Source organism: Photobacterium lucens, from assembly GCF_009873615.1.
Lineage (GTDB): Bacteria > Pseudomonadota > Gammaproteobacteria > Enterobacterales > Vibrionaceae > Photobacterium > Photobacterium lucens.
In genome coordinates, this window is the sequence record NZ_SSMG01000247.1 from 1 (window position 1) to 24,235 (window position 24,235).

At 44.2% G+C, this 24,235-nt stretch carries 21 protein-coding genes; 7 read left to right on the forward strand and 14 right to left on the reverse strand.

Annotation, left to right across the window (positions count from 1 at the left end; genetic code table 11):
• The first annotated feature begins 205 nt into the window (after positions 1-205).
• Positions 206-2,494, forward strand: a complete 2,289-nt coding sequence (adiA, locus tag E5A76_RS10725) for an arginine decarboxylase (protein ID WP_161118924.1) — start codon at positions 206-208, stop codon at positions 2,492-2,494.
• Between the two features lie 193 nt (positions 2,495-2,687).
• Here adiA and E5A76_RS10730 read toward each other — a convergent pair whose 3' ends face one another.
• The 4 genes from E5A76_RS10730 to ftnA form a co-directional block, all read right to left on the reverse strand.
• Complete coding sequence (locus E5A76_RS10730; protein ID WP_161118925.1) at positions 2,688-3,875, reverse strand: BaiN/RdsA family NAD(P)/FAD-dependent oxidoreductase; 1,188 nt, start codon at positions 3,873-3,875, stop codon at positions 2,688-2,690.
• A 135-nt stretch (positions 3,876-4,010) separates the two neighbouring features.
• On the reverse strand, positions 4,011-5,120 hold the full coding sequence (locus E5A76_RS10735) for a mechanosensitive ion channel family protein (protein WP_107166758.1): 1,110 nt from the start codon (positions 5,118-5,120) through the stop codon (positions 4,011-4,013).
• A gap of 151 nt (positions 5,121-5,271) precedes the next feature.
• Positions 5,272-5,607 (reverse strand): universal stress protein UspB, encoded by a 336-nt coding sequence (uspB, locus tag E5A76_RS10740; RefSeq protein WP_053987395.1) that lies wholly within the window; start codon positions 5,605-5,607, stop codon positions 5,272-5,274.
• 72 nt (positions 5,608-5,679) lie between these two features.
• Entirely contained in the window at positions 5,680-6,204 is a 525-nt protein-coding gene (gene ftnA, locus E5A76_RS10745; RefSeq protein ID WP_045068246.1) for a non-heme ferritin, read from the reverse strand.
• 254 nt (positions 6,205-6,458) lie between these two features.
• On the opposite strand from ftnA, the gene E5A76_RS10750 reads away from it, so the two are divergent.
• The gene (locus E5A76_RS10750) at positions 6,459-6,881 is read left to right on the forward strand and encodes a universal stress protein (protein WP_045068248.1); all 423 of its coding nucleotides are present in this window, start codon (positions 6,459-6,461) and stop codon (positions 6,879-6,881) included.
• Positions 6,882-7,017: 136 nt separating this feature from the next.
• Complete coding sequence (locus E5A76_RS10755; RefSeq protein ID WP_161118926.1) at positions 7,018-7,887, forward strand: carboxylate/amino acid/amine transporter; 870 nt, start codon at positions 7,018-7,020, stop codon at positions 7,885-7,887.
• A 66-nt stretch (positions 7,888-7,953) separates the two neighbouring features.
• Here the strand turns inward: E5A76_RS10755 and fre are convergent, their stop codons facing one another.
• The 6 genes from fre to trxA form a co-directional block, all read right to left on the reverse strand.
• On the reverse strand, positions 7,954-8,664 hold the full coding sequence (gene fre, locus E5A76_RS10760; protein WP_161118927.1) for an NAD(P)H-flavin reductase: 711 nt from the start codon (positions 8,662-8,664) through the stop codon (positions 7,954-7,956).
• A gap of 9 nt (positions 8,665-8,673) precedes the next feature.
• A complete protein-coding gene (locus tag E5A76_RS10765; RefSeq protein WP_043129103.1) occupies positions 8,674-8,940 on the reverse strand; it encodes a 2Fe-2S iron-sulfur cluster-binding protein in 267 nt (88 codons plus the stop codon).
• Positions 8,941-9,013: 73 nt separating this feature from the next.
• Entirely contained in the window at positions 9,014-10,873 is a 1,860-nt protein-coding gene (gene ubiD / locus E5A76_RS10770; RefSeq protein WP_161118928.1) for a 4-hydroxy-3-polyprenylbenzoate decarboxylase, read from the reverse strand.
• Between the two features lie 167 nt (positions 10,874-11,040).
• On the reverse strand, positions 11,041-12,054 hold the full coding sequence (locus tag E5A76_RS10775) for a hypothetical protein (protein WP_161118929.1): 1,014 nt from the start codon (positions 12,052-12,054) through the stop codon (positions 11,041-11,043).
• A 126-nt stretch (positions 12,055-12,180) separates the two neighbouring features.
• Complete coding sequence (gene rho / locus E5A76_RS10780) at positions 12,181-13,446, reverse strand: transcription termination factor Rho (RefSeq protein WP_008988260.1); 1,266 nt, start codon at positions 13,444-13,446, stop codon at positions 12,181-12,183.
• A gap of 198 nt (positions 13,447-13,644) precedes the next feature.
• The gene (trxA, locus tag E5A76_RS10785) at positions 13,645-13,971 is read right to left on the reverse strand and encodes a thioredoxin TrxA (RefSeq protein WP_008988261.1); all 327 of its coding nucleotides are present in this window, start codon (positions 13,969-13,971) and stop codon (positions 13,645-13,647) included.
• 113 nt (positions 13,972-14,084) lie between these two features.
• Here trxA and rhlB point away from each other — a divergent pair, with 113 nt between their 5' ends.
• Together rhlB and gppA are read left to right on the forward strand one after the other, a co-directional pair.
• Positions 14,085-15,392, forward strand: coding sequence for an ATP-dependent RNA helicase RhlB (gene rhlB, locus E5A76_RS10790; protein WP_161118930.1), 1,308 nt, complete (start codon positions 14,085-14,087; stop codon positions 15,390-15,392).
• A 21-nt stretch (positions 15,393-15,413) separates the two neighbouring features.
• Positions 15,414-16,904, forward strand: a complete 1,491-nt coding sequence (gppA, locus tag E5A76_RS10795) for a guanosine-5'-triphosphate,3'-diphosphate diphosphatase (protein WP_053987526.1) — start codon at positions 15,414-15,416, stop codon at positions 16,902-16,904.
• A 74-nt stretch (positions 16,905-16,978) separates the two neighbouring features.
• Here the strand turns inward: gppA and E5A76_RS20760 are convergent, their stop codons facing one another.
• Positions 16,979-17,578 carry a type II secretion system protein gene (locus tag E5A76_RS20760; RefSeq protein WP_161118931.1) on the reverse strand — a complete coding sequence of 200 codons (600 nt, stop codon included), beginning with the start codon at positions 17,576-17,578 and terminating at the stop codon, positions 16,979-16,981.
• 69 nt (positions 17,579-17,647) lie between these two features.
• Complete coding sequence (gene prlC, locus E5A76_RS10805; protein ID WP_161118932.1) at positions 17,648-19,690, reverse strand: oligopeptidase A; 2,043 nt, start codon at positions 19,688-19,690, stop codon at positions 17,648-17,650.
• Positions 19,691-19,906: 216 nt separating this feature from the next.
• Here prlC and E5A76_RS10810 point away from each other — a divergent pair, with 216 nt between their 5' ends.
• Both E5A76_RS10810 and gorA read left to right on the forward strand, forming a co-directional pair.
• Entirely contained in the window at positions 19,907-20,746 is an 840-nt protein-coding gene (locus tag E5A76_RS10810; RefSeq protein ID WP_161118933.1) for a 23S rRNA (adenine(2030)-N(6))-methyltransferase RlmJ, read from the forward strand.
• Positions 20,747-20,942: 196 nt separating this feature from the next.
• Complete coding sequence (gorA, locus tag E5A76_RS10815; RefSeq protein WP_161118934.1) at positions 20,943-22,298, forward strand: glutathione-disulfide reductase; 1,356 nt, start codon at positions 20,943-20,945, stop codon at positions 22,296-22,298.
• 511 nt (positions 22,299-22,809) lie between these two features.
• Here the strand turns inward: gorA and E5A76_RS10820 are convergent.
• Together E5A76_RS10820 and E5A76_RS10825 are read right to left on the reverse strand one after the other, a co-directional pair.
• Entirely contained in the window at positions 22,810-23,160 is a 351-nt protein-coding gene (locus E5A76_RS10820; protein ID WP_053987379.1) for a hypothetical protein, read from the reverse strand.
• Positions 23,161-23,344: 184 nt separating this feature from the next.
• Positions 23,345-23,932, reverse strand: a complete 588-nt coding sequence (locus E5A76_RS10825) for a hypothetical protein (protein WP_161118935.1) — start codon at positions 23,930-23,932, stop codon at positions 23,345-23,347.
• Positions 23,933-24,235 lie beyond the last annotated feature (303 nt).

Genomic DNA, 24,235 nt, shown 5'->3' on the forward strand with positions numbered 1-24,235 from the left:
AATTCGATATTAAAGAAATTTATTAATAACAACCTAAAGGGATACTGGAATAATTAAAAAATTCGTCTCTTATTAAAATTAAATATTAATAACCGACATTATTTATTCCCCTCCTGAAATATTCGGCACGACGTTTAATCACTACATAATTTTTATGTTGCGGACTTTCGTACCTGCCAACCAATCATTTTATTCAGGCGTTATTATGAACAATAGTACTAATAAAATGCGTGCACTCGTTATCGAGCACCAAAACATTATTCCAAACAGCTACGCTGACCGCGCGACTAAATCTCTTATTAAAGAGCTTTCTGACCGCACTATCGAAATCGTAACAGCAACTTCATACGAAGATGCACGTGCAGTAATCATGGCTTCTCAAATCGACAGCCTTGTACTTGCACTAGACAAAACTGAAGAGCAGATTGTTCAATCTCACGAAGAAGTTGATCTGTTAGCAGCACTACAAGCACGTCAACCAGAAGTGCCAGTATTCCTACTAGCAGAACGCGCACGTACTTCTATCCTAAACAACCGCCAGCTAATGGAACGTGTTGATGAGTGTTACTCAGTACTAGAAGACACTGCAGACTTCGTTGCAGGCCGTATCGTTGCAGCAATGCGTCGTTACCGCTCACAAGTGCTACCTCCTTTCATGAAAGCGATGATGCACTACAACGACATCCACGAGTACTCATGGTCTGCGCCTGGTCACCAAGGTGGTATCGGTTTCACTAAGACACCTGCTGGTAACCAGTTCTACAAGTTCTTCGGTGAGAACCTATTCCGTACAGATATGGGTATCGAACGTGCTTCTCTAGGTTCACTACTTGACCACAGCGGCGCATTCAAAGATTCAGAAGTTGAAGCATCTAAGATCTTCGGTGCACACCAATCTTACTCAGGTATCGTTGGTACTTCAGGTTCAAACCGTACAATCATGCAAGCATGTTTGAAAGATGACGACATCGCGATCATTGACCGTAACTGTCACAAATCAATCGAGCAAGGTCTGATCCTAACTGGCGCACGACCAATCTACATGGTTCCTAGCCGTAACTGCTACGGTATCATCGGTCCAATCAGCCAAGCTCAAATGAGCAAAGAAGGCATTGCTAAGAAAGCTGACGCTGCTGAAATCCCATTCAACGCTGATGAGAAGAAAGCAAGCTATGCTGTAGTAACTAACTGTACTTACGACGGTCTATGTTACCACTCAGAAGTGACTGAATCGCTACTAGCTGATAGCTCTAGCCGTATTCACATGGACGAAGCATGGTTCGGTTACGCTCGCTTCAACCCTATCTACAAGGGTCACTTTGCGATGCGTGGCGATGCTAAAGACCACGAAGGTCCAACAGTATTTGCGACTCACTCAACTCACAAGTTATTGAACGCACTATCTCAAGCTTCATACATCCACGTACGTAACGGTGAAGATGCAATCGACTTCGATCGCTTCAACCAAGCATACATGATGCACACATCTACATCGCCTCTATACGCAATCTGTGCGTCTAACGACATTGCGGCGAACATGATGAAGGGCGAGAGTGGTAAGACACTAACTGACGAAGTAAACCGCGAAGCGATCATCTTCCGTCAAAACATGCGTCAGCTATTCAACGACTACACAAGCGAAAACGACTGGTTCTTCAAGCCTTGGAACGCAGAAACTGTTACTGAAACTAACGGTGACAAAGTGAAGTTTGAAGATGCTTCTGTTGAAGCGCTAATGACTATCCAAGAAAACTGGAAACTAAACCCAGGCGACAAGTGGCACGGTTTCGACGAGATCGACAATGACTGGTGTATGCTTGATCCAATCAAGGTTAGCCTACTAACTCCAGGACTTGACGACAAAGGTAACTTCCTAGAAACAGGTGTACCTGCAGCACTAGTTACTGCATACCTAAGCCGTTTCGGTATCGTACCTACTCGTACTACTGACTTCCAAGTAATGTTCCTATTCTCAATGGGTATTACTAAAGGTAAACGTGACACATTGATCAACACACTGTTGTCATTCAAGCGTCACTACGATGCGAACGCATCACTAGAAACCATTCTTCCAGAGCTAGTTGAATCTGCTCCAGAAGTTTACAAAGGTCTTGGTCTGAAAGATCTAGGTAACAAGATGTTTGAATACCTAGTACGTCACAACCCAAGCCAAGTACTAAACAAAGCTTACTCTACTCTTCCAGAAATGGACATGAAACCACGTACTGCTTACCAGCACATCGTGTCTAACGAAGTAGAGCTAGTACCATCGGATAAACTAGAAGGTCGTGTTGCAGCGCACTCAGTGATCCCTTACCCACCAGGCATCCCAATGCTAATGGGTGGTGAGAACTTCGGTGACGAAACAAGTCCTCAAATCCAGTACTTGAAAGCACTAGAAGCTTGGGATGCTGAATTCCCTGGTTTCGAACACGAAACAGAAGGTGCAGAGATCGAGAACGGTAAATACCACGTTCTATGTATCAAAAAATAAGCACTCGAATCGAATAATTCGATAACGTGACTACCCTAAATCCCCGCTCTTTGAGTGGGGATTTTTTATCACTTACGACGACCCATACACTTTTCACCTACCCTATACTTCAAACAGATAACCCTCTACCGATAGAAATCACAGGCAATAAAAAAGGCCGATATCACTATCGGCCTCTTCACTACCTTAATGCTTAAGCATACTGCCCTGCTACATAACCTGAGCTCCATGCCCATTGGAAGTTATAGCCACCAAGCCAGCCACTGACATCCATCACTTCACCTGCAAAGAACAAACCTTTTACTTTCTTCGCTTCCATGGTTTTCGATGACAACTCATCAGTATCAACACCACCTAAGGTCACCTCTGCGGTGCGGTAGCCTTCAGTACCATTAGGGGCAATTTGCCATTGGTGGAAATATTCACTCAATAACGCAAGCTCTTTATGATTAAGCTGCTTTAACGGCTTATCTTCTACATCACCACGCTCAATCAAGGCTTCAATTAAACGCTTCGGCAATAAGCGAGACAGCGAGTTCTTCAAGCTTTGGTTTGGATGTGCTTCACGCATCTCATTGAGTGTATCTGCCAAGGTTAAATGTGGCAGTAAGTCTGCCGTGATTTTCTGTCCCGGCTTCCAGTATGACGATACCTGTAAAATCACCGGGCCTGACAAACCGCGGTGGGTAAACAGTAAATTTTCTTTAAATGACGTGCCATCTTCAGTTTCCACCACCGCTGGCACCGCAATACCAGATAAATCTGCTAACGCTTCTTTATCTTCAACATGCAATGTAAACGGCACAAGACCTGCGGTAGTTGGGATCATTTTCAAGCCAAACTGCTCTGCAATTTGATAACCAAAGGGAGTTGCACCCAGTTTCGGCATGGATAAGCCACCGGTTGCTACCACCAGCGATTCACAACTGACAGTGTCAGTATTTAGCCCTAGCGTGAAACCTGATTCGGTCTTTTCAATGCTATGGACATCCACTTGATAACGCTGAGCTATATTTGGCATGTCGCATTCAGCCAGTAGCATTTGGACAATGTCTTTGGCGGAATCTAAGCAAAATAACTGCCCATGATCGCGCTCTTCATACTCAATCCCATGCTGGCATACCATGCCAATAAAATCCCACTGGGTGTATTGAGATAGTGCAGATTTCACAAAATGCGGATTACGACAAACATAGTTGCTTGCTGCCACATCCATATTGGTAAAGTTACAACGACCGCCACCTGAGATCAGGATTTTACGCCCTGGCTTCTTACCATGATCGACCACTAATACAGAGCGACCGCGCTTGCCAGCTTCTGCTGCACACATCAGCCCAGCAGCGCCTGCGCCAATAATGACGACATCGTATTTATTTGCCATGAATTACTCTCTGCCTTTCAAAAACACCAAGGAAAAACGAAAAAAGGATGCTAAACGCTAGCATCCTTTCTCTCTTGCGGCGGCTATTTTACCTACCTAATGGCGTAATACCAACCGTAATAATTTATTGTCACCTTAGGCTTGCTGAACCCGCTCAATCGACGCCATGGCTGTGGCTGCCGCTTGTGGGATATCTAAGGTAGTGGTTGGGAACGCAAAATCCGCACCGTGTGAGTGAACGATTTCTACTATTTTCAACATCACATCTTGTTGTACGTCTTTATAGCGGATCCATTCCACGGTTTTAGTGAAGGTATACACCAAGATATTCAGCGATGAAGCACCATAAGTATCAAAGCTCACGATCAAGGTCTGACGGGTATCAATATCAGGGTGATTTTGCAGCATGGATTTAATATCACGCACCACATCTCCGACTACCGCTGCATCACAGTAACGCAAACCGACGCTTTGCTTAATACGGCGATTGAGCATCCGAGAGGCGTTCTCTACCACCACCGAGCTAAATACCGAGTTCGGCACATACAAAGGACGCTTATCAAAGGTGCGGATAATGGTCATACGAAAACCAATTTTCTCCACCGTGCCTTCAATTTGGCGATCAGGGCTTCGGATCCAATCACCCACTTTAAACGGGCGATCAAAATACAGCATCATACCACCGAAGAAATTAGCCAGTAGATCTTTGGCTGCCATACCGACCACTAAACCACCGACACCACCAAAGGTTAATAAACCCGATAAGCTCAAGCCGAGGTTTTGCATGGCAATTAAGCCACCAAACACCATTACGATCAGGCGTAATATCTTGGAAATCGCATTCACCGTGGTCGCATCACGCTGCGGACGGTTTTCCAATATGGTGTGCTCCATATTGGCAATTAGGCGAAACAGGGTCCAAACAATCGTCCAGATGATCAATAAATGGCGGATTGTTGATAATGAACTGCTGGAATACGTGGTTAAATTATCGACCAGAATGCCCAGTGACAGTAAGCCAGGCCACACCCAAATACATAAGGTGATTGGCGCACGAATAGCACTGATCAGCGCGTCATCCCAAATAAACTGGCTCTTTTCTGCCACGGAAGATAAACGACGTGATAATAGGATCCATCCACCCCATAACACCGAGCTTAATAGTAACAATAAGCCGATGTTATACATCCAATCGACAGATGCGCCTTTCTCTAAAGACGCCCACCAATGCATGAATTTTTCCATACCTTTCTGTTTCTCTATAGTTAGCGCAATGCATAAAAAATAGGCTATGTGCATAGCCTATCAGTCATTATATATCGAGATCATACTAAACATCAGGCACAGCGCAAAGCCAGCCTAAAAGGTAGGTTTTTAGGTATCAGTCGAAGAGAGATCAGTAACCGAGGAAAGCCACAGCAAAAATCGAGATAAAGAAAGCAATCACAAAGGTACTGGCAAGGATGAAAAGTTTGCGCACTTTAATGCATTTCGCCATGAAGACCGGATCATGATGCTTTTTATATTGCTCACTACGAATATAGTGAAATAAGCGGATTTGCTTGCTGACATTACCTTGAGAAGAAAAAAAACCGCGTCCATCAACTTGTTGATAAAGCAAAGGATCGCACTCTCTCATTACTGCCAGCAAAGTACGTAATGTACTGATATAACGAGAAGTATTAACCACCGCCACTAAAAATAGCGCGAAAAGAAATGCATCACTACTCATCTTTTACTCTCCCAAAAATTTGATGATTCACTCACCGGGAGACAAGGGAGCCAAATTAGCTCCCTATCAATATTAGGCTTGTGAATCCATAACAGATGTAGACTCTGCTTTTGCCATTGCTGCTAAATCTTTATCAATAAAGAATAGTGCTTTACCGTCTTCACCGACTAATTCAATTTTGTCTAACACGCCTTTGAATAGCTTTTCTTCTTCGTGTTGCTCTGCCACATACCACTGCAAGAAGTTAAAAGTTGAGTAATCTTGCGTCGTGAATGCAACATGTGCTAACTCGTTAATTTTCTTGGTGATTAACTGCTCATGCTCGTATGTTTCACGGAACACATCACCTAACGAAGCAAACTCATGTTTAGGTGCTTCAATTGTACCTAAAATTGGCATAGCACCAGTTTCACTTACATAAGTAAACAAACGCTGCATGTGCTCCATTTCTTCAGCGGCATGGGCACGTAGAAACTCCGCAGCACCTTCAAAACCTTTATCTTCACACCATGCGCTCATTTGCAGGTACAGGTTTGAAGAGAAAAATTCTAAATTGATTTGCTCGTTTAGGTTATCCACCATAGCCTTGGCTAACATTGCACTACTCCTGTTTGTTTAAGTGTAATCAAGACATTGTCACTGCGCATTGTTTAGAATGCAACTAACGTAAAAAAATACTGAGATAATTATCTTTAATTTTCATAAGATACGAAAATAACAACAAAAACGCTTTGTTGTTTGTGAAAAATAATTTACCGCAAAATACGCAACAAGATGCGACCAAACCGATATTTTTGCTCCATACTCAGTGCTACTATGAATCATAACCAATGAAGATGGAGTGTCAGCTAATGGTCTACAAACATATCCTTGCCGCCATTGATTTATCAGAAGATAGTGAAATCTTAGTCCAGAAAGCCGCACAACTTGCGCAAGCCTTGGATGCCAAATTATCTCTGATCCACATCGATGTAGATTATGCCGATCTCTACACTGGGCTGATTGATATTAATTTAGCAGAAATGCACGAACGTGCTGAAAGTGATGCTCAAGTGCAACTTCATCGTTTAGCACAAGAAGCCCATTATCCTGTTGCCCATACTTTGGTTGGCAGTGGCGATCTGAGTGAAGAAATTTGCAATGCGATTAAAAACCTAGATATCGACTTAGTGATCTGTGGTCACCACCAAGATTTCTGGAGCAAAATCCTATCTTCTACCCGTCAGCTATTAAGCCGTACTCCTGTCGACTTACTGATGGTACCGCTAAAATAATCCGACTTGTCATCCAGCAGCCAGATCCTTTGGCTGCTGCTCATACCTGTTACTTTCCGCAGTCACTGCCGTAGGCGATAACATTATCTTTAGTTACACTGAGCATCCTTAATTGATTGAACGGATGTTGTAACGAATGGGATATTTATCTGCTATCACCCTGTTGTGGGCGTTTTCTTTTAGCTTAATTGGCGTCTACCTTGCAGGTCAGGTTGATCCTTGGTTCTCCGTTCTCACCCGTGTCAGCCTTGCCGCTCTCGTCTTTTTGCCATTTCTGCGCTTTAAACATATTCAGCCGAAATTAGCCCTTAAACTCATGGTTATTGGTGCGTTCCAACTTGGCATCATGTACTGCTTCTATTACCAATCCTTCTTGTATCTCACCGTACCTGAAGTGCTGCTATTTACCATTTTCACGCCGATTTACGTCACCTTGATTTATGATGCGCTGCACAAGCAATTCTCCCCTTGGTATTTATTAACCGCTGCCATTGCCGTACTGGGTGCTGCGGTGATCAAGTTTGAAGGCATAAACCAAGACTTCATCATTGGCTTTTTCATCGTTCAAGGGGCCAACCTGTGTTTTGCCATCGGGCAAGTGGGCTATAAACGCATTATGGAGCAAGAGAGCACAGATCTACCGCAACATACGGTGTTCGGTTGGTTCTACATCGGCGCAATGTGTGTCGCACTACCGATGTTTCTACTATTTGGTAATACCGCAAAATTGCCAACCACAGACGTGCAATGGGGCGTGTTGATTTATCTTGGAGTCATTGCATCAGGGGTTGGTTATTTCATTTGGAATAAAGGGGCAACCCAAGTCAATGCTGGCGCGCTGGCAATCATGAATAACGCATTAGTACCCGCAGGATTGATTGTGAATATTGTGATTTGGAATCGAGATGTGGATTATCCGCGCTTAATTATCGGCGGTATCATTATTATGTTGTCACTGTGGATCAACGAAACTTGGGTTAAACGCAAAGCACAAGCTACCGCTTAATACCCCCCCTATTTCAGAGACAAAAAAGCCAGCATCAACGCTGGCTTTTTAATGGATATTGATTACTTAGATAAAAGCAAACGCATCAGCAAACATGTGTTCGCGCTGGGCACCTTTCTCATTGCAGAAGCGCTCACGCGCCGCACCCGCCATTTCAAAACGACCACATACATAGATATCGTACGCTGATAGGCAAACAAAATCTTCTGCTACCGCATCCAATACGTTACCGACTTTGCCTGACCAATTTGCAGGGGCATTTTCAACCACTGGCACATAGGTAATGTTGCCGTGATTTGCTGCTAACGCCTGCATCTCTTCATTGGCATACAGCTGATCGATACCACGACCGCCCCAGTAAACGAAGATAGGCTGAGTTAAACCACGGCTAATGCAGTTATCAAGCATGCTACGGATATAAGAAAAACCAGTACCACCTGCAATCATCAGTAGTGGACGCTCACTTTCATGGCGCAGCCATGCATCACCGTGGGCAGCATCAATCACAACAGGTTCATTGCAATCTAATGCTGCTTTCATCGCTTCTACCACTTCTAATGCATACGCATTTTGCTCTGCCGCACCAATGTGTAGCTCAAGCTCACCTTCACGGCATGGGCTACTAGCAATTGAAAATGGACGTTTATCTTTCTCGCCCATTACCGCAAGTAGGTATTGTCCCGCTTTGAAATCAATCGCCTGCTCAGGCTTTAACAAAATGCGATACGTGTTCGCGGCTAAGGGTTGTACTGACTTTACTTCGCACTGGATAGACATGGTTTTCCTCTAGTCTAACGTTAACACCAAGTCACTTTCCGCTACCGCTTGGCAGGTAAAAATCCATCCTTCCGCTTGTTCTTTTTCAGTGAGCATTGGCTCTAACTGATAACTCACTTCACCGGATGTTTTACGGCACATACACATTGCACATGCCCCTACCTGACAACGATTGGGGAAAGTAATGCCTGCGTCGAGCGCTGCTTGTAATACCGTTTGCTGCGTTGACGCAGTAAAGGTGATGTTGTTTGGCAACAGGCGTACTTGATACATAATTTTCTCTTACTACTGACTATTTGAAGCAGCAATAAATAATACTCACTCTACCGCTCAGTATAGCGATAAACCGTTACTTCTCGATCCCAAGTTGGTCCCAGATCGCATCTATTTTGGCGACAACTTGTGGATTCTTAACGATTGGGTTGCCCCATTCGCGTGCCACAGCATCAGGCCATTTATTAGTCGCATCTAATCCAAGCTTACTACTTTGGTCTAATGTTGACGCTAGCTGTACCGTATCACGGCTAGGATCCATACGTGTAGTGATCGCCCAAATAACATCATTCCAATCACGCACGTTGACGTCTTGATCACACAAGATGACAAATTTTGCATCACTAAACTGCGCCATGAAGTCCCAAACACCTTGCATCACACGTTGCGCTTGATCTGCTTCGGTATTGGTAATACTTACAATCGCCATCTGCTGCTTACTTGCCGTCGGTACGTCAATATCAATGATCTCAGGATAAGCATCACGCAAAGCGGCAATGCCCGCTTCAACATCAAATTGCTCATCATATTTGGCAGCAATCGATGGTGTACTAGCAAGCTCAGCGTCCCATTTCATCGTTGCATCTAAGCCCATTTTAGAGCCAAGCCCAACCACAGGCGAAGCAAAATCTAACGAGTCAATTGGGGTGTTATCAATGAACAAGGTATCACGTACTGGCTCCATGTGAGTTGTCATCGCAGACACCACACTGTCCCAATTACGGGCATCGACACTTTCATCGCACACAACCACGTACTTGGTGTACATGAACTGACGCAAGAAAGACCACACACCCATCATCACACGCTTTGCATGACCCGGATATTGCTTCTTCATTGTCACCACCGCCATGCGGTATGAACACCCTTCTGGTGGCAGGTAAAAATCAACGATCTCAGGAAATTGCTTTTGCAAAATCGGCACAAAAACTTCATTGAGTGCCACACCTAATACCGCAGGCTCATCGGGCGGACGACCAGTGTAAGTACTGTGATAAATCGGATCGTTACGCATGGTGATATGCGTGATGGTAAAGACGTGATGACGCTCTTTCTCGTTATAGTAACCCGTGTGATCGCCATAAGGACCTTCATCAGCAAACTCTTCAGGATCGATATAGCCTTCCATGACAATTTCAGCGCTTGCTGGCACATCTAAGTCATTGGTTAAACTTTTCACCACTTCAGTACGACGCCCACGCAGTAAGCCTGCAAAAGCGTACTCAGATAAGGTATCTGGAATTGGCGTTACTGCACCTAAAATCGTGGCAGGATCGGCACCAAAAGCGACCGTAATTGGGAATTTCTCACCCGGATGAGTTTCCATCCATTCACGTAAATCAAGCGCACCACCACGGTGAGCGAGCCAACGCATGATCACTTTGTTTTTCGCAATTTTTTGCTGACGATAAATCCCTAAGTTTTGGCGTTTTTTATGTGGGCCTTTCGTAATAGTTAAGCCCCATGTTAGCAATGGTGCCACATCATCAGGCCAACAGCTCATCACTGGGATTTTATCTAAATCAACCTCATCACCTTGCCACACAATTTCTTGGCATGGTGCGTTACGTAGGCGTTTCACGGGCATGTTCAGCACTTGTTTAAATGCTGGGATCTTATCTAACGCTTCACGGAAACCACGAGGTGGCTCGGGCTCTTTTAAATATGCTAATAATTTACCAACTTCGCGCAGCTCTTTGACTTCTGTGCGCCCCATTCCCATCGCCACACGCTGTGGCGTACCAAACAAGTTGGCAAGCACTGGCATGTTGTAACCAATAGGATTTTCAAACAAAAGCGCAGGGCCACCAGCACGTAAAGTGCGATCGCTAATTTCTGTTATTTCTTGATCGGGATCGACTGCTTGCTTAATTCGCTTCAATTGCCCGTTCTGCTCTAAATAAGCAATGAAGTCTCGCAGATCCTTGAATTTCATATCTGATACCACGATTGAGCTACGCCATAACCGAAAATAACAGCGTAGTGATGAGAATGATTTTCGCTAGTATAACCAGTTGTAGAGGCTAAAACACCCGTTCTGCGGTCTAATTTCGCCACAAGATGTTTCAATTAAGCTGGCTATAACCCTAGTAAATAAAAGGGTTAAGGTTTAATTGCAGACACAGAGCCCATCGATAACAACTCTTCGATATGAGCACTCAGCTCGGGATCACTGCTGGCAGTTAAGAGTTGCTGTAACCAGTGACCATGACCTTGCTTAAGCAAGTGAGGCGTGATCAACAACCGTTCTATTTCATTACCTAACTGGTTCTGTAAAAAGGTTTTGGCTGTATCTGGCAATGGTTTAAAACTGGTTAAAGCGCGGTATGCAGGCTCTTTTAAAGAAGGATTAGCCGTGGCTGCAATTAATTGGTTTACCACAAAATCGGAAGCCGTATTTTGAGATAAACGGTTTAATTCCGCCAAGCTGTATTGATCGGTACGGCGACGCCATAACACATCATATAACTTCGCATCATTAGAGTGTGCCGCTAAGGTGGCTAAGATGCTGTTATCTGGCAACCAAATCAGCTGAGGATCAGAATGAAATTGCTCAACCAGTGCATTAATCGCTGGCGGAGATAATTGCGGGATCGCACGTGCTATCACTTGGCTACGCTTCTGCTGCTGCTCTAAATCACCTTTTAGCCATTCAGATAACGTCAGTTTTCCACGCTCTAAGTTAATCACAGCACGCTGGCTCACTAAGTCTTTTTTCCATTCACGCAGCAGTCCGTTAGCTTGATTACTATAAAAGAAAGCCATGCGGCTAACGGTATAACCATCCCCTTGCTCGGTAATAGTAAACGGTGATTGTCGCTTCGCTTGAATTTTCAGCCATGCAATACGAGCAGTGTTAAAACTGCCAACTTCGCTAGCGTATTTGATCAATTGGCTACGAGCCACTTCTTGCGTTAATGGCGGGAGTTGATCAAGCAAAATTTCCAATGACTGAAAATCACTGTGATCATAATAAGGTTTGAGCGCTTCAATGTGAGCGACAAATTGTGGCATTTGCTTAATATGCTGGATTTTCGCTTCAGTTATTTCTGTTGCTGCAACAGGCTGTAATGCCGTGGCGATCAGCAAGCCTAACGCACACCAATGTCGTAACATAACGCCTCCCTAGCGAAATAACACGCTGCTTCCTTGCCCATACCATCGCAGTACAAGGTGATTTGTGTCAATAAAAAACGCCGCCCGTAGGCGACGTTTTCAAAATCTGTGACTCAGTACAGCGAATTATGATTTCTGACGACGCATCGCATCAAAGAATTCATCGTTAGTCTTCGTCATTGATAGTTTATCAATTAAGAATTCCATGCTGTCAGTCTCGCTCATTGGGTGAACGATCTTACGTAGGATCCACATCTTCTGTAGCTCATCAGCTTTCGCCAATAGCTCTTCACGACGAGTACCAGAGCGGTTGATATCAATCGCAGGGAATACACGTTTCTCAGCGATCTTGCGAGAAAGGTGAAGTTCCATGTTACCTGTACCTTTGAATTCTTCGTAGATAACTTCATCCATCTTAGAACCAGTGTCCACTAGCGCTGTTGCGATGATAGTTAAGCTACCGCCTTCTTCTACGTTACGTGCAGCACCGAAGAAACGCTTAGGACGGTGTAGCGCGTTAGCATCAACACCACCGGTTAGTACCTTACCAGATGAAGGAATAACGGTGTTGTATGCACGTGCTAGACGAGTAATTGAGTCAAGTAGGATAACCACATCTTTCTTGTGCTCAACCAGACGTTTTGCTTTTTCAATTACCATTTCTGCCACTTGTACGTGACGAGATGCTGGCTCATCGAACGTTGATGCAATCACTTCACCTTTAACTAGGCGCTGCATCTCTGTTACTTCTTCTGGACGTTCGTCGATAAGCAATACCATCAACTCACACTCAGGGTGGTTGTGGGCAATACTTTGCGCAATGTTTTGAAGTAGCATAGTTTTACCCGCTTTTGGCGGAGCAACGATCAGACCACGTTGGCCTTTACCGATTGGTGATGCTAAATCAAGAACACGTGCGGTGATGTCTTCTGTAGAGCCGTTACCACGCTCCATACGCATACGAGAGTTTGCGTGTAGCGGTGTAAGGTTTTCAAATAGGATCTTGTTGCGGGCGTTGTCTGGCTTGTCGTAGTTTACTTCGTTAACTTTCAGCAGTGCGAAGTAACGTTCGCCGTCTTTTGGTGGACGGATTTTTCCGGCAATAGTATCGCCAGTACGAAGGTTAAAACGACGGATTTGACTCGGAGATACGTAAATATCATCTGGGCCTGCAAGGTAAGAACTATCTGCGCTACGTAGGAAGCCGAAGCCATCTTGTAAAATTTCTAGAACACCATCGCCAAAAATATCCTCACCACTTTTCGCATGTTGCTTGAGGATGGAGAAGATGATGTCTTGCTTTCTCAAGCGGGCAAGGTTTTCTAATCCTAAACTTTCGCCAAGTGCAACCAACTTAGAAATCGGTTGGCTCTTCAGTTCTGTAAGGTTCATAGTGGTGGGTTTCTTGTCTGTCAAAATCGGGGTTCTATATTAGTTGAGATAAAGATGACCATTAGGGCTTGGTCAAGAAATGAACGAAAATGTAATTTCTGTGCGCTAAGGTAACACTAAACGTTCTATCCGTCTAGCATAGACGTTAGACAAACCATGCACAACTTAGAAATTGTCCATGGTTTGTAATAATTGCACTTAAAGGTTCGCGTCTAGGAATTCTTTAAGCTGAGTTTTCGACAATGCACCAACTTTCGTTGCCGCTACACCACCGTCTTTGAACAGTAGTAATGTCGGGATACCACGAATACCAAATTTTGGTGGGGTACCCGCATTCTGATCGATATTTAATTTACCGATAGTCAGTTTGCCTTCGTATTCATCAGCGATTTCGTCAAGAATCGGGGCAATCATTTTACATGGACCACACCATTCAGCCCAAAAATCGACTAATACAGGGCCAGCAGCATTGATAACATCAGTGTCAAAACTCGCATCTGTAAGCTGCACAATCTTGTCGCTCATCTTCCACTCCAACAGTTGATTTTGTTAGCCGATCTTATTTTGACCAGCAAATCGATCTCCTATTTGAATGGAATACGTTTCGTATTGCAACCCTAAGCTGATATTCTATAGCAATGAAGACGACTCACATCACAGAGCAGAAATTTGCCGAGCTAGGGTTAAACCCTCTAGTTTTAAAAGGATTGGAAGATAAAGGGTTCCATAATTGTACCCCGATCCAAGCCTTGGCATTGCCAGTTATGCTCTCTGGCCATGACATTGCGGGACAGGCTCAAACAGGTACGGGTAAAACCATTGCCTTCCTAACCGCTACTTTTAACCACTTACTGGAGACTGCAGCGCCTGCGCATCGCAAAACCAATCAACCGCGTGCCATTATCATGGCGCCAACGCGTGAATTGGCGATCCAAATTTATAACGACGCATCTTCTCTGATTGCGAGCACAGGTCTTAAGGCTGGTCTTGCTTACGGCGGCGAACCTTACGAGAAGCAAAAAGTGATCCTTGATGAAGGCGTAGATATCTTGATCGGTACGTGTGGCCGTATCATTGATTTCTACAAGCAGCGCGTTATTGAGCTAAATAGCATTCAAGTTGTTGTACTTGATGAAGCGGATCGCATGTTCGATCTTGGCTTTATTAAAGACATCCGCTTCTTGTTCCGCCGTATGCCAGCACCAACTGAGCGTTTAAGCTTATTGTTCTCAGCAACCCTATCATACCGAGTGAAAGAGCTTGCGTTTGAGCACATGAATAGCCCTGAAAGCGTGATTGTTGAGCCTGAGCAAAAAACAGGTCACCGCATTCAAGAAGAGCTGTTCTACCCTTCAAACCAAGAAAAAATGCGTTTGCTACAAACGTTAATCGAAGAAGAATGGCCAGAACGTGCAATTATCTTCGCTAACACTAAGCACCGCTGTGAAGATATTTGGGGTCACCTTGCTGCTGACGGTCACCGTGTTGGTCTGTTGACTGGCGATGTACCACAGAAAAAACGTGAGCGTATCCTTGATCAATTCACAAAAGGTGATATTGATATCTTAGTGGCAACTGACGTTGCAGCCCGTGGTCTACATATTCCTGCAGTAACGCATGTATTTAACTACGATCTGCCAGACGATGCAGAAGATTACGTACACCGTATTGGTCGTACTGGTCGTGCAGGCGCAAGCGGTCACTCTATCAGCTTTGCTTGTGAAGAATATGCGATTAACTTACCGGCGATCGAAACCTACATCGAACACGGTATTCCACAATCAAAATATGATTCCGATGCATTGCTAGAAGATCTACCAGCTCCGATCCGCTTACAGCGTAATCCGCGCCAAGGTAGTCGCCGTAATACTCAACGCCAAGGCCAAGGTCAGGGGCAACAACGTTCGCGTAATAATCGCCGTCGTCCCCAAAACAAGCCTGCATAATAATTAGAAGTAACTATGTCTATGGAAAGAAATTCAGTATCACCGCTTTATGCCGCTATTGATTTAGGCTCAAACAGTTTCCACATGTGGATCGTGCGCGAAGTGAATGGCAGTGTTCAGACGTTAGCTAAAATTAAACGTAAAGTGCGTTTAGCTGCCGGTCTTAACAGCCAGAACGTACTCAGTGAAGAAGCGATGCAGCGCGGTCTAGACTGCTTAGCGCTATTTGCCGAACGCTTACAAGATATCAAAGCAGATCATATCCGTATCGTCGGTACAGCAGCGTTACGCACAGCGGTGAACGCAGAAGAATTTCTTTCCAAGGCGAAAACGATCCTTGGTTATCCGGTCAACATTATTCCCGGTGAAGAAGAAGCCCGCATTATTTATCAAGGTGTGGCGCATACCTCAGGTGGTAGTGATAAACGCTTAGTGGTCGATATTGGTGGTGCCAGTACCGAAGTGATCATCGGTGAAGGGTTTGATTCCAGTGCCCTCACTAGCCTTAAAATTGGCTGTGTCACTTGGCTTGAGCGCTACTTTAAAGATCGCAGCTTAACTTCCGCAAACTTCGATGCGGCGATCAATGGTGCAAAAGAAGCCATTGAACCTATCATCGATCGTTACACTGCGCTGGGCTGGGAAAGCTGTGTAGGTGCCAGTGGTACGGTTCAAGCACTACAAGAAATCATGCTTGCACAAGGAATGGATGAAATTATCACCCTGCAAAAGCTAAAGCGCCTACAACGTCAAGCGATGCAGTATGAACGTCTAGAAGATCTTGATATTGAAGGTCTTACCCTTGAGCGTGCCTTGGTATTCCCAAGTGGTTTGTCGATTTTAATCGCGCTATTTGAGTCATTAAAAATCGAATCTATGACCTTAGCCGGTGGCGCACTGCGTGAAGGTATGGTGTATGAAATGATGGATCAAATGCGCCATCATGATGTCTGTACTCGTACCATTGAAAGTGTCCAACAACGCTTCCAAATTGATACCGAACATGCCGATATTGTCAACGACATGGCAATGTCGATGTTAAGCCAATGCCCTAATTGGCAACTTGAACCACAAGCACAAAACATCTTGGAAGCGGCAGTAAAACTGCACGAAATCGGCGCCAGTATTGAGTTTAAGAAAAGCGCAGAGCATGCGGCTTATCTGATCAAGCACCTTGATTTACCTGGTTTTACCCGTGCGCAGCGCAACTTGCTAGCTGAGATCTTGCGTCGTTACACAGGGCCGCTTACCAGCTTACCTGAACAACATGCGTTATCAGCGCAAAGTGCAGCCCGTTTACTGCGTCTATTACGTATTGCGGTGATTGTTTGTCATCGTCGTGATACCTGCTGTTTACCGCCATTTAGCCTGCAAGTTGACGGGGAAAAAATCACCCTGTTATTGCCTGCCAAATGGTTGATCAACAACCCACTGACCCGCAGTGAATTGCACCAAGAAGCGACCCGTCAAACTGACATGGGTTGGCCAATGGTAGTAACGTCACAAGACTAAGTATCAAATACGATCAAAAAAGGCTCCGCTAGGAGCCTTTTCTTTATCTCAATTAGTGTTAGAAAATATCAGCGTTAACAACCATCTTCTTGAGTAGAAATTTTCTTAGATAGCACTTGCTGGGTGGCTTCATTCATTTTGGCTGAATAATATGCAAAGCACTTATCTTGCAGGGTTTTACCTTGCGGTATGATGACAAGCGACCAACCATCCGTCTCAGGAAACACCTTACCAGGGCGAATTTGATCAATGACACAGAACTCTGCATCAGTACAAGGTGTTGTCTCAACCTTATCTTGACTAGAACCTTTTGCGGTACCTAAGTACTTAAAATCCTGCGTCATGATCGTCATCAATCCATCATGATCATCACCTGCTGTCCACTTAGCACGCGGCACACCAAAGTAGCTAAAGATTTTATTACCATCCACATCGACTTCCACACCGTATTGGTGCTCTTTGCCTTGCATAATGGCTTTGTATTCCACTAAATCAATCACGGTACGCAAACTGCCAGCTATGCCGTTTAGCGACGCTTTGGTTGCATCTGATGAAATAGATAAAAATCGCGGGGCTGCAGTGACGGCTAGAATGCCTAAAATGACAATCACGATAACCAATTCGATAAGGCTAAATCCTTTTGACTGGCGATCTATCGCCCCGTATCTATCCATGAATACTGATCTCTACACTAATTGCATGCAGCAAGTGACCATCCTCAGTCACTCACTGCACGTGTTACATTAACCTGTAATACCGCTATGACGCAGCATTGCATCTAGCTCAGGCTCTCGACCACGGAAGCGTTTGAATAGCGCCATTGGCTCTTCACTACCACCTTGCTCAAGGATACAAGTTAAGAAGTCTTGTCCTGTTAGCGGATTGAAAATTCCTTCCTCTTCAAAGCGTGAGAACGCATCAGAAGACAATAATTCCGCCCACAAGTAGCTATAGTAACCTGCGCTGTAACCACCAGCAAAAATATGACTAAAACTATGTGGGAAACGTCCCCATTCTGGGCTTGGTACCACAGAAACACGAGATTTCACTTTAAATAAGGTATCTAACACCTGTGCGCCCACTTCTGGATCGTATTCGGTGTATAGCGTGAAATCGAACAGACCAAACTCAAGCTGACGTAAGATAAACATCGCTGATTGGAAGTTCTTCGCCGCCAGCATCTTATCTAGTATTGCTTTTGGTAACGGCTCGCCTGTCTCATAGTGACCAGAAATAAACGCTAGCGCTTCTTCTTCCCAACACCAATTTTCTAAGAACTGGCTTGGTAGCTCTACCGCATCCCATGGCACACCATTGATACCCGAAACAGCTGCAACATCCACTTGCGTTAACATGTGGTGGATACCGTGACCTGTTTCGTGGAATAAGGTTACCACCTCGTTATGGGTAAATAGCGCAGGCTTATCACCCACAGGACGGTTAAAGTTACAGGTTAGGTAAGCAACTGGCGTTTGTAGGCTACCGTCGATACGTGTACGACGTACCACACATTCATCCATCCATGCACCGCCACGCTTGTGCTCACGAGCGTAAAGATCAAGGTAGAAACTGCCACGTAGTGTGCCTTTATTGTCGAAGATATCGTAAAACTTCACCGACTCATGCCACACTTCCACACCTTCACGCTGTTTGATCTCAAGACCAAATACACGCTTAAGCACTTCAAATAGACCAGCAACCACTTTCTTCTCAGGAAAATATGGGCGAAGCTCTTCATCAGAAATGCTGTAACGGTGTTGCTTTAACTTCTCTGAGTAGTATGCAAAATCCCACGGCTCTAATGTTTCAACACCGAACTCGTTACGAGCATAGTCACGAAGCTCTGCCACTTCACGCTCACCTTGTGGTTTCGCGCGCTCAGCTAAATCATTTAAAAAGCCAAGTACTTGCTCAGTGGATTCCGCCATTTTTGTTGCCAGTGATTTTTCACTGTAACTATTAAAGCCAAGCATACGAGCAAGCTCATGGCTTAGTTTTAACTTCTCAGCAATCACTTCGGTATTATCGAACTCACCAGCATTAGGACCACGATCTGATGCACGGGTACCGAACGCTTCATACATTTCAGCACGTAGCTCACGATTATCACAGTAAGTCATAACTGGCAGGTAAGATGGCATATCTAGGGTAAATAAATAGCCTTCTTCGCCTTTCGCTTCTGCGTTAGCTTTCGCTGCAAGCAACACTGATTCAGGTAGACCGCTTAGCTGCTCAACATCTGTGATCACCTTGCTCCACGCCATGGTGGCATCAAGTACATTGTTGCTGAACTTAGAAGATAACTCAGATAGACGCTTGCTGATCTCACCGTAGCGAGCTTGCTCTTGAGCTGGCAGGCCAATACCTGATAGCTCAAATTCTTTTAAGGCATCTTTGATTGATTTTTGCTGTGCTTTGCTAAGCTCTGCAAATTTGTCGCTTGCTTTTAGTGCTTTATACGCTTCGTATAAGCCTTTGTGCTGACCTAACCAAGTGCTGTAATCAGACAGTAATGGTAGGCAACTTTCATACGCTTCACGCAACTCAGGGCTGTTTTTCACCCCGTTCAGGTGTCCAACCGGTGACCAGATACGACTTAAGCGATCATCCGTTTCAGCTAATGGCGCACAAATGGTTTCCCACGTCGGCTCTGCCATTTCCATCAATACGGATTCAACGTTTTCACGGCAATCTGCAATGGCTTTTTCTACCGCAGGTTTAATGTGCTCAGGTTTGATGTGAGCAAACGGTGGCAAATCTGTCATCGTCAATAATGGGTTGGACATAAGCGTTTCCTTTATTTTTATCTTATTCTTAACATGCGCCCACCACAGGTAAATTTCAATCCTTAGCGCTATTTACGGAGTGAAAATTATTAGCAATACGGCATTTCACATCCAATGAAAAACCGAAAGCATCGCACCATAGTTGGATAATAGTTGAGAATTAACGATAATACGGCGCTATAACCCTTCCTTTATATACTGATAGAGACTGATTTCATGCTGAGTTACCGTCACAGCTTCCACGCAGGCAACCATGCCGATGTGGTTAAACACATTGTTCAAAGCTTAATTCTGGATGCACTCAAGCAAAAAGATAAACCTTTCGTCTATCACGATACCCACTCAGGTGTTGGTCGTTACGATCTGCAAGATGAGCGCAGCGAAAAAACCGGTGAGTTTAAGCAAGGTATCGCTCGTATTTGGTCTCGTGATGATATGCCAGCAGAAATTGCTAGCTACATTGAGGCAATCAAAGCCCTAAACGACGGTGAAGAGTTACGTTACTACCCAGGTTCACCAAAAGTGGCACGTGCGCAAATCCGCGACCAAGACCGCATGGTGTTAACCGAGCTACACCCAAGTGATTTTCCACTACTACTGCAAGAGTTTCGTGGTGATCGCCAAGTAAAAATCTACAAAGAAGATGCGTTTGCGCGCCTAAAAGCCAGCTTGCCGCCAAAAGAGCGTCGTGGTGTGGTACTTATCGATCCCCCTTACGAGCTAAAGCACGAATACCAAGATGTGGTAAAGGCGATCAAGCAAAGCCACCAGCGTTGGGCAACGGGTACCTATGCGATTTGGTACCCTGTGGTTTATCGCGAGACCATCAATAAGATGATCCAAGGTTTAAAAGATCTAGAGATCCGTAAAATCCTGCAAATCGAATTAGGTGTCGAACCTGATAGTGAAGAGCGTGGCATGACAGCATCAGGCATGATTGTGATCAACCCACCATGGAAGCTAGAAAGCCAAATGCGTGAAATTCTGCCTTGGTTACAACAAGCCATTGCACCAAATCATGGTCATCACACCGTTGAATGGATTGTGCCAGAGTAAGCCGTTCACCCCAGCAAAATACAGGCGGAGCCCTCCGCCTGTATCAAATAATTCGTGCCACAATCCCAATTCTCGATGAATTTATAGTAAATCAATCGTATTTTTCGATTTTAAAACCTCGTCAGACACCCCAATCTTTATTACACTAGGTCAATAGCTCGTATTGAACATCAAAAAGAATTAACGGAGTAAAGTCATGGCAAAGCATTTTGATTACATCTGTATCGGCGGCGGTAGCGGCGGTATTGCATCGGCAAACCGTGCTGCAATGTATGGTGCGAAAGTAGCGCTTATCGAAGCAAAAGCACTGGGCGGTACATGTGTAAACGTGGGTTGTGTGCCTAAAAAAGTCATGTGGCACGGCGCTCAAATCGCTGAAGCTATGCACCTTTACGCAAAAGATTACGGCTTCAATGTCGATGTAAAAGGGTTTGACTGGAGCAAACTGGTTGAAAGCCGTGAAGCTTACATCAGCCGTATCCACACTTCTTACGACAATGTACTAGGCAACAACAAAGTTGAAGTGATCAACGGTTTTGCCCATTTTGTTGACCAGAAAACAGTAGAAGTAAATGGTGAACACTACACAGCCGATCACATTCTTATTGCTGTTGGTGGTCGTCCATCCATTCCTGCAATCCAAGGCGCACACTACGGTATCGACTCTAACGGTTTCTTCGAACTGAAAGAGCAACCAAAACGTGCTGCTATCATTGGTGCAGGTTACATCGCCGTTGAAATCGCTGGTGTATTAAATGCACTAGGTACAGATACTCATCTGTTCGTACGTAAAGAATCACCACTACGTAGCTTCGATCCAATGATTGTAGATACGCTAGTTGAAGTGATGGCAGCTGAAGGTCCATCACTACATACGCACTCTGTGCCAAAAGAAGTTGTGAAAGAAAAAGACGGCTCCATCACGCTGTACTTTGAAAACGGTGAATCACACAACACTGACGTACTGATCTGGGCTATCGGTCGTGAGCCAACCACAGATGCCATCAACCTAGCTGCTGCGGGTGTGGAAACCAATAACCGTGGTTTCATCAAAGTGGATGAATACCAACAAACTAACGTTCCTGGTATCTACTGTGTCGGCGATATCATGGAAGGTGGTATCGAGCTAACACCTGTTGCTGTTAAAGCAGGTCGCCAGCTTTCTGAGCGTCTATTTAACAACAAACCTGATGCGAAGATGGACTATAAATTAGTTCCAACAGTGGTATTTAGTCACCCACCAATCGGTACTATCGGTCTTACTGAAGCTGAAGCAATTGAGCAATACGGCGAAGAAAACGTGAAAGTGTACAAGTCAGGCTTCACAGCAATGTACACAGCGGTTACTGCGCACCGTCAACCATGTAAGATGAAGCTAGTATGTGCTGGCGATGACGAGAAAGTCGTAGGTCTACACGGTATTGGTTTCGCGGTTGACGAAATGATCCAAGGCTTTGGTGTCGCGATGAAGATGGGCGCAACGAAAGCTGATTTTGATAGCGTTGTGGCTATTCACCCAACAGGCTCTGAGGAATTCGTGACAATGCGCTAAGCATTAAAACGAACCTAATATAGATAAGGCGATGTAGTGAAATACATCGCCTTTTTTTATGGTCTTACTTTTATCAACAATACCGGAATAGCTCAGTTTAAAAGCGTATTTTTACTTATCAATACATACCGCTAATTCATTAGAAAAACTAATATCAAAACACTAGTTTTTTTCATTTTTCACGCTCATAAAAATACCTATAATGGCGCGCATCGAAACACGACCGAATGCCTATATATCTCAGGGTTGGGCGAAGGTTGTACAGTAAAAAACAGCTTAAACTTTATAGGTAATTCCATGACTCGCATCGTAAATAAAATTGTTGCTCTATACACTCCAGCTTTTTCTTCTCTATACAAAAGCGGCAACAACAAGTAAGACATTACACTTCTTACTGAAGAAATGAATTTAGAAAAGGGCTTTGAACAGCAGTTGTTCAAAGCCCTTTTTGCAATAGCTAGATTGACTGTCTCAATACCACTTTCAATATCAGTAGGCTAAGTGGCGAGACTTACCATAAATTACAGGCTTGTGCCTTTGCATTAGCAATGCTGTAGTACTTTCCTTTTAGAATGTAATGGCCATCATTTTTGATCCCTTCGATTTTGACCCATTTATTACGACCAAATCGTGCCTTTACAGGAACGCCTACCGCAAAGCGTTTACCTGATTGGTACTTCGCCACATAGAAAGCATCTCTTACTCTAAAGATATAACCATCACGACCACAGATAGCTGCACGTTCAACGCGTCCTTTTTGTCGAGCGCCCCATTCACCCCAATCCCCCCACTTATCTGCTTGTGCAGGAAGAGATGTCATCGCCATTAACCCCAGTAACACGCCAACAACCGCTTTTTTCATGGTAAACCTCAACAAAAAGTAAACTCTTGAGTTTATTTTCATCCTAGTAAAACCAAAAATCAATCAAATAAAAAACATCGTTTCTTTTAAGTGATCAAGATCTCAGCAAAAAAGCAAAAAGTACCAATCTCGACCCATAAAAAAACACCGCACAATGGCGGTGTTTTTAAAAATCTTTCAAAGCTTAGTGATGGTGGTGATGATCATGACCACAGCTACAGCTTGGTGCAACGACACTTTGGATCTGCGTTAGAGTAATTTGTTTTAGCAGCTCTTCAGTGCTGATGGTGTTAAGTAAGTGCATGTTCTCTGCATTGACAGCCATCGCATCGTTAATTTCACGCTGCTTGTTAACAACTGCGATCATTTTTTGGCGGATCTCAGCGGGTAATGAAAACTCACGGATCACTTTCATTTCATTACTGCGAGTATCTACCGCCATCATATTTAATGTCAGTGTTGTTGACTCATCTGCTGGTTGCGCAAAAAATTCCTCAGGGATCACTGCTGCATTAAACTGAATATCAAAGGCTAGTTCACCCAATTTCAGTACCACTAAACAACCGCCATTTTCAGTGCTTAATACACCAAACTCTGCGCCTGATTGAGATAGTAATTGTTGCTCATCTTCAGTGATGTTTTCTAAACCGATGAATACAACGTTCGTCATATCATTGCGGAACATTTCCAGAACAGCACCATCTCCCGCTGCAAATGGGTGGTTTTCAATAATTTGACCAACGTGAAAATGATTATGATGTTGTTCTGTCATGGCAAACCTCAATAGTTCGATAAAGTCATAATTCAGCTTAGGCGGAAAATACAACATGTCATGTAATGGATTCATTATAACCATTACAAATAGAAATATAATGGTATTAAAAACAAAAACACTATTACTTAATGGTAATAATATTGCAGATATGAAAGCGCGTTAAAAAATAGTGAGAATAAAAACGCAACCACTAGCTATAACAAAAAATGGAGTAACACCCTGATATTTATAACCTTAACCGACAGTAAATCTATTTATTAACACTCGATAACGAATAAAAACAAAAAATATCTACATAAG